This window comes from Marinobacter sp. (assembly GCF_033722195.1).
In the GTDB taxonomy this organism is placed as follows: domain Bacteria; phylum Pseudomonadota; class Gammaproteobacteria; order Pseudomonadales; family Oleiphilaceae; genus Marinobacter.
Genome location: NZ_JAWVZL010000152.1, coordinates 1 through 4,801 on the forward strand (window position 1 = coordinate 1; position 4,801 = coordinate 4,801).

The 4,801-nt window shown below is 64.0% G+C and carries 5 protein-coding genes; all 5 read left to right on the forward strand.

Features of this window, described 5'->3' with window-relative positions:
• Positions 1-20 precede the first annotated feature (20 nt).
• Positions 21-1,649, forward strand: coding sequence for a CTP synthase (locus tag R3280_RS15975; protein ID WP_318999608.1), 1,629 nt, complete (start codon positions 21-23; stop codon positions 1,647-1,649).
• Positions 1,650-1,741: 92 nt separating this feature from the next.
• The gene (gene kdsA, locus R3280_RS15980) at positions 1,742-2,587 is read left to right on the forward strand and encodes a 3-deoxy-8-phosphooctulonate synthase (RefSeq protein WP_318999604.1); all 846 of its coding nucleotides are present in this window, start codon (positions 1,742-1,744) and stop codon (positions 2,585-2,587) included.
• Between the two features lie 62 nt (positions 2,588-2,649).
• Entirely contained in the window at positions 2,650-3,945 is a 1,296-nt protein-coding gene (eno, locus tag R3280_RS15985) for a phosphopyruvate hydratase (protein ID WP_318999605.1), read from the forward strand.
• A gap of 106 nt (positions 3,946-4,051) precedes the next feature.
• Entirely contained in the window at positions 4,052-4,324 is a 273-nt protein-coding gene (locus R3280_RS15990) for a septum formation initiator family protein (protein ID WP_318999606.1), read from the forward strand.
• 25 nt (positions 4,325-4,349) lie between these two features.
• On the forward strand, positions 4,350-4,801 hold a 452-nt coding region (locus R3280_RS15995; RefSeq protein ID WP_318999607.1), incomplete at its 3' end, for a 2-C-methyl-D-erythritol 4-phosphate cytidylyltransferase.

The window sequence follows — 4,801 nt, forward strand, 5'->3', positions numbered from 1 at the left end:
AGAATGCATACGGGATTTTCATGACGCGCTATATCTTCGTCACGGGCGGTGTTGTGTCCTCTTTGGGGAAAGGCATTGCTTCAGCTTCCTTGGCCGCGATTCTCGAAGCGCGCGGGCTCAAGACCACTATTCTCAAGCTGGACCCGTACATCAACGTGGACCCCGGCACCATGAGCCCGTTCCAGCACGGTGAGGTCTACGTCACCGAGGACGGCGCTGAAACAGACCTGGACCTGGGCCATTACGAGCGCTTCATACGCACCCCCATGACCCGGCGCAACAACTTCACCAGCGGCCGTGTCTACGAAGAGGTCATCCGCAAGGAGCGCCGGGGCGACTACCTGGGGGGAACCGTGCAGGTCATTCCCCATATCACCGACGAGATCAAGAGATGCATCAGCGAGGGCGCCGGGGACGCCGAGATCGCGCTGGTGGAGATCGGCGGCACGGTCGGCGACATCGAATCCCAGCCGTTCCGGGAAGCCACCCGCCAGCTCAAGGTGGAAGTCGGTTCCCAGCGGGCACTGTTCATGCACCTGACCCTGGTGCCCTACATCGCCACCGCCGGTGAGGTGAAGACCAAGCCCACCCAGCATTCGGTGAAGGAAATGCGCTCCATCGGTCTGCAGCCGGACATCCTGCTGTGCCGTTCAGAGCACGAGGTGGACATCGGTTCCCGCCGCAAGATCGCGCTCTTCACCAACGTCGAGGAACGGGCCGTCATCCCGCTGCAGGACGCCCGCTCGATCTATGAAATTCCCCGCATGCTGCACGAGTTCGGCCTCGACCAGATCATCATCGAGCGCTTCAACCTGGATGCGGGTCCGGCGGATCTCAGCGAATGGGACGCGGTGGTGGAGTCCCAGCTGAATCCCCAGCAGGAAGTCACCATCGCCATGGTTGGCAAGTACATGGAGCTGCTGGATGCCTACAAGTCGCTGATCGAGTCCCTGCTGCACGCCGGCATCAAGACCCGCACCAAGGTCAACATCAACTACATCGACTCCGAGGACATCGAGCGGGACGGTGTGGCGGTGCTGGAGTCCGCCGATGCCATACTGGTGCCCGGTGGTTTTGGTGAGCGCGGCGTGGAAGGCAAGATCCGCACGGTACAGTACGCCCGTGAGAACCGGGTCCCTTACCTGGGTATCTGCCTGGGCATGCAGGTAGCGGTGATCGAGTATGCCCGCCACATGGCCGGTCTCAAGGATGCCCACAGCACCGAATTCCGGCCCCACAGCCCGACTCCGGTGGTGGGCCTGATCACCGAATGGCTGGACGCCAGCGGCGCCCGCGAGCAGCGCAGCAGCGAATCCGACCTGGGCGGCACCATGCGCCTGGGGGCCCAGGACTGCCGCCTGACCGAGGGCTCCACCATCGCTGGCTGCTATGGCAAGACGGTGATCCGCGAGCGCCATCGCCATCGCTTCGAGGTCAACAACCACTTCCTGCCGCAGCTTGAGAAAGCCGGTTTGCGGGTGGCGGGCCGCTCCATGGACAACGCCCTGGTGGAAGTCATCGAGGTGCCGGACCACCCCTGGTTCGTGGCCTGCCAGTTCCATCCGGAATTCACCTCCACCCCGCGGGACGGCCATCCGCTGTTCCGCGGTTTCGTGGAGGCCGCCATCGCCCGGCGCCAGAAGGCCTAGGCCGCAACGCCGATCCGGCTCCAGCCGCATCGGCGTTTTTACGTTTTGAACCAGTGCCAGCAAGCTCGGACTTACACAGGACCAGCGAAACCATGGACCAGAAAACCGTAACGGTCGCCGACATCCAGATGGCCAACGATCGCCCCTTCGCCCTGTTTGGCGGCATGAACGTGCTGGAGTCGCCGGAGCTGGCGTTCCAGGTGGCCGAGGCCTATGTGGACGTCACCCGGAAGCTGGGCATCCCCTACGTGTTCAAGGCCTCCTTCGACAAGGCCAACCGGTCGTCCATGCACTCCTTCCGTGGCCCGGGCCTGGAAAAGGGCCTGCAGCTGCTGGCGGACATCAAGGCGCGCTTTGGCGTCCCCATCATTTCCGATGTGCACGAGCCCTGGCAGGCAGCGCCCGCCGCCGAAGTCTGCGATATCATCCAACTGCCGGCGTTCCTCAGCCGGCAGACCGACCTGGTGGTGGCCATGGCCAGGACCGGCGCGGTGATCAACATCAAGAAGGCCCAGTTCCTGGCGCCCCAGGAAATGAAGCACATCGTCAACAAATGCCAGGAGGCCGGCAACGATCGGGTCATCCTGTGCGAGCGCGGCACCAGCTTCGGCTACAACAACCTGGTGGTGGACATGCTGGGCTTTGGCACCATGAAGAGCTTTGGCCATCCGGTCTTCTTCGACGTCACCCACGCCCTGCAGATGCCCGGCGGCCGGGCCGATTCCGCCGGCGGGCGCCGTGCCCAGGTCACCGAGCTGGCAATGGCCGGCATGTCCCAGGGCCTGGCGGGGCTGTTCCTGGAGGCTCATCCGGATCCGGACAAGGCCATGTGTGATGGTCCCTGTGCCCTGCGTCTGAGCCAGCTGGAGCCTTTCCTGAAGCGGGTGAAGGCCATGGATGATCTGGTGAAGAGCTTCGGACCCATCGATACCGCCTGAGTGCTACCGAGACCCGTTTCAAACCCTTGTTGAATCACCGTAAGTTATGGAGAGTTTTTAGCATGACCAAGATTGCCGACATCAAGGCTCGTGAAGTACTGGATTCCCGTGGCAACCCCACCGTTGAAGCCGACGTGATTCTCGAGGACGGCACCCTTGGGCGCGCCTGTGCCCCCTCCGGTGCCTCCACCGGCTCCCGGGAAGCGCTGGAGCTGCGTGACAAGGACGCCTCCCGCTACCTGGGCAAAGGCGTGAAGAAAGCCGTCGAGGCAGTCAACAGCCGTATCCGCGAAGCCCTGGTGGGCCGGGATGCCGCCGACCAGCGTGGTCTGGACAAGGCCATGATCGACCTGGACGGTACCGACAACAAGGCCAACCTGGGTGCCAACGCCATCCTGGCGGTGTCCCTCGCGGCTGCCAAGGCCGCAGCCCTGGCGCTGGGCAAGCCGCTGTACGAGCACATCGCCGAAATCAACGGCACCGCCGGCCAGTTCTCCATGCCGGTGCCCATGATGAACATCCTCAACGGCGGTGAGCACGCCGACAACAACGTCGATATCCAGGAGTTCATGGTGCAGCCGGTGAGCGCCAAGAGCTTTGCCGAAGCCCTGCAGATTGGCGCCGAGATCTTCCACCACCTGAAGAAAGTCCTGAGCGCCAAGGGGCTGAACACCGCGGTGGGAGACGAGGGCGGTTTCGCGCCGGATCTGCCCTCCAACGAGGCCGCCCTGGCGGTGATCCAGGAGGCGGTGGAGAACGCCGGCTACAAGCTGGGCACCGACGTCACCCTGGCCCTGGACTGCGCGTCCTCGGAGTTCTACAAGGACGGCCAGTACAACCTCGCCGGTGAAGGCAAGAGCTTCGACGCCGAAGGCTTCGCCGACTACCTGGCCGGCCTGACCGAGCGTTTCCCCATTGTCTCCATCGAGGACGGCATGGACGAGAGCGACTGGGACGGCTGGGCGGCACTGACCCGCAAGATCGGCGCCAAGGTACAGCTGGTGGGGGACGACCTGTTTGTCACCAACACCAAGATTCTCAAGCGCGGCATCGACAACGGCATCGCCAACTCCATCCTGATCAAGTTCAACCAGATCGGCAGCCTCAGCGAGACCCTGGACGCCATCAAGATGGCCCAGGAAGCTGGCTACACCGCGGTCATTTCCCACCGCTCCGGTGAAACCGAAGACACCACCATTGCCGACCTGGCGGTGGCCACCTGTGCCGGTCAGATCAAGACCGGTTCCCTGTGCCGCTCCGACCGGGTGGCCAAGTACAACCAGCTGCTTCGTATCGAGGAAGCCCTGGCGGGCAAGGCGCCCTACCGTGGCCTGCGGGAAATCAAGGGCCAGGGTTAGGTATATCGCGAAATCGTCCGGCCTGGTCTAGACTCCGGTGGGTATCGCTGAGCCACGGGCTTTGCGGTATCCTCCGGGTTTTGCCAGGTAAGCAAGGATCGTTTGGATGAAAGCTCTCTGGGCCATCATGGTGGTGCTGATACTCCTGCTGCAGGTCCGCCTGTGGGTCGGGGAAGGCAGTCTTGCCCAGGTCTGGAGCCTGGAGGAGACCATTGCCGCGCAGCGCTCGGAGAATGCCAAGCTGGCAGTTCGCAACGAGCGGCTCTATGCCGAGGTCCGCAACCTTCGTGCCGGCGAGGGCGCCATCGAAGAGCGCGCCCGCATGAACCTTGGCCTGATCGGCGAGGGCGAGACCTTCTTCCTGGTGGTGGAGCCCTGACCAAACCCCGACCGTGACCAACCCCATGACCACGATGCGTTACTGGCTGGTGATTCCGGCCGCGGGCATCGGCCAGCGCATGCAGACCGGCCGGCCCAAGCAGTACCTCACCCTGTCAAACCGATTCCTGCTGGATGTCACCCTGTCGCGGCTGCTGGCGGCCATGGACTTCGCCGGCTGCCAGGTGGCGCTGCATCCGGACGATCGCTGGTGGTCCCAAACCGACGCCGCCCGGGACGGCCGCATCGATACCTGCGCAGGCGGCGCCGAACGCAGCGACTCGGTGCTGCTGGCCCTGGAGGCCCTGGCACACAGGGCCGGGCCAGAGGACTGGGTGCTGGTGCATGACGTCGCCAGACCCTGCCTGTCACAGCAGGACCTGCACAACCTGGTGCAGAGCCTGGCGGACCACCCGGTCGGCGGGCTGCTGGCCTGCCCGGTCAGTGACACACTCAAACAGGCCGATGCCGCCAATGC